The following is a 1,834-nucleotide window of genomic DNA, read 5'->3' on the forward strand; positions in this document are numbered from 1 at the left end:
CAAACACGAGCTATGATGAACATGTATAAGTACAGTTATGATGCGAGAAACAGCCGCCGGTAGATGGAGCTGGCCGGGCGGCGGCTGGGGGCGCGGAGCCAGGATTATCGGCTGGCCATGAACTGTCGCACGGACCTTCCGGCCCAAGCCGGCCACTCGCGAAGCAAGCAGCGGTGGATCCGCTTTCCAGTGGTTTCACCCGGTAGAAGCAGCGACGCCAGCGAGTTGAGATCGGTGATCGATTTTCCCGCCGGTCCGGATCGTCCAGTCGAAAGGGTTATGCATGAAGCGGTATAAACGAGATGACCGTAATGTCGTTGGTGCGAGAATCCCGGCCTTCGGCACGCCAGGGTGACTCCCGCCGCCGCCGCGCGACGCACGCGCCCCAATCCCATTCCTTGGTCCACTCTCTTATTGCCGGTCGCTCTTAGGAGCGCGTTTGAGATCGTCATTCCGGCTCGCCGCGTCCAGGCGCCCCCTGGCCGCGTTGTCGGCCACACCGATACAACTCATCCGGTATCGCTTCGGCCTGCCGCCTTGCCAGGGGGCGCCTGGACGCGGCTCACTGATCGAAAGCCCGGTCTCAAACACGCTCTAAGGGGCGGAACTTGACAGAGCTCGCGCAACTGTCCTCTCGGGAAAAGGATGTGCTCGCGCACTTCGCCCACGGACTCACCTACTCGCAAATCGGTAGAAAACTCGGCATCGCTGTTTCGACGGTGGATACATACATGCGACGGGTGCGGGCGAAGACCGGCGCTGTCAACACCGCGGAACTGGTTCGGCTGGGCCTGCAGATCGACTGGCCCAGAGACCAGCCAGCAGCTGGTTGACGGTGGGATCGGGTACCGGGCACCAGTTCGATTCCGCCGTCGATGGGTCCTGGTGGGACAGGCGGCGGGACATTCACCAGCATGGGTGGGATACGGGTGCTGCCCGCGGCGATGGGCCGCGGCCCGCGGGCGATCTCGCGGTAGCTGGTCAGGCGTATGAGGGCGTGTTGCGAAAGCTGGCTGTCCGGCTCGCCACGCCCAGGCGGCCCCTGGCCGCGTTCTCGGCCACACCGATACGACTCATCCGTATTCCGTGTGGCCCGCGGCCTTGCCAGGAACCACCTGGACTCGGCTGCATGGTCGAACGCCGGCTCCCGAAACACGCCGTAGCCGGGAAATGCGGCAGGCGTCCGTGGGCCTGAAGCAGGAGGGTGCCAGCTGGTGCCAGAGCTGCCGGTCAGCCGAATTGGCCGGAGAATGCCGCGGCCGTCAACAGCCGCGGCACTGGGGATGCCGATGGTTGGGTGGCACGGGAAATCCCCGCCGCTGCGTCCACCGGGCCGGCAGGGCCGCCGGACGCTTCCTACGGGCTGATTACCTTCGCGGCCGCGCTGTCACGGGCGGCGATTGCGGCACGAATATTGGCGAAACCACGGGTATCCGCGGCGATAGCACGCCGTTGATACGCCGATTCTACGGTGAACCACACACCGATCACATTCGTCCGGGCCTTACAGGCGATGTCCGCGAGCGCGACGGAAATCTGAGTGGGGCTCGGTGGCCCCTTGAAGGCAGGATCCCCGGCGGCGGCGAGCGGATCGGCGTAGTGGTACCCCGACTCGCTCATGCAGGCTGACCAGGCGGTGAAAACTTTTCTGACCCGGCTGTCCGTCTTGGACTCCTCGAAGGAGCGAAGCTGCGTCGTCTGGCCCTCGCGCAGGTCGGTGGCTGCCGGCACGGACGTGTTGAGGGTCCGGTCAGCCTCGCCGACGCACCCACCCGCCGGTACGGCCAGCCCGTTGACTATCGAGCGTCCTTGACCGGACAACACGGTCTGGCCG

The 1,834-nt window shown here is 65.3% G+C and carries 1 protein-coding gene and 1 pseudogene; one reads left to right on the forward strand and one right to left on the reverse strand.

Features of this window, described 5'->3' with window-relative positions; translation table 11 throughout:
* The first annotated feature begins 608 nt into the window (after nucleotides 1-608).
* Nucleotides 609-833: a response regulator transcription factor gene (locus MJ783_RS22090; RefSeq protein ID WP_239313536.1), complete on the forward strand. Its 225-nt coding sequence runs from the start codon at nucleotides 609-611 to the stop codon at nucleotides 831-833.
* Between the two features lie 523 nt (nucleotides 834-1,356).
* Here the strand turns inward: MJ783_RS22090 and MJ783_RS22095 are convergent.
* Nucleotides 1,357-1,834 (reverse strand): annotated as a pseudogene (locus tag MJ783_RS22095) (hypothetical protein); the annotation flags it as partial.

The organism is Protofrankia sp. Cj3 (assembly GCF_917627355.1).
In the GTDB taxonomy this organism is placed as follows: Bacteria; Actinomycetota; Actinomycetes; order Frankiales; family Frankiaceae; genus Protofrankia.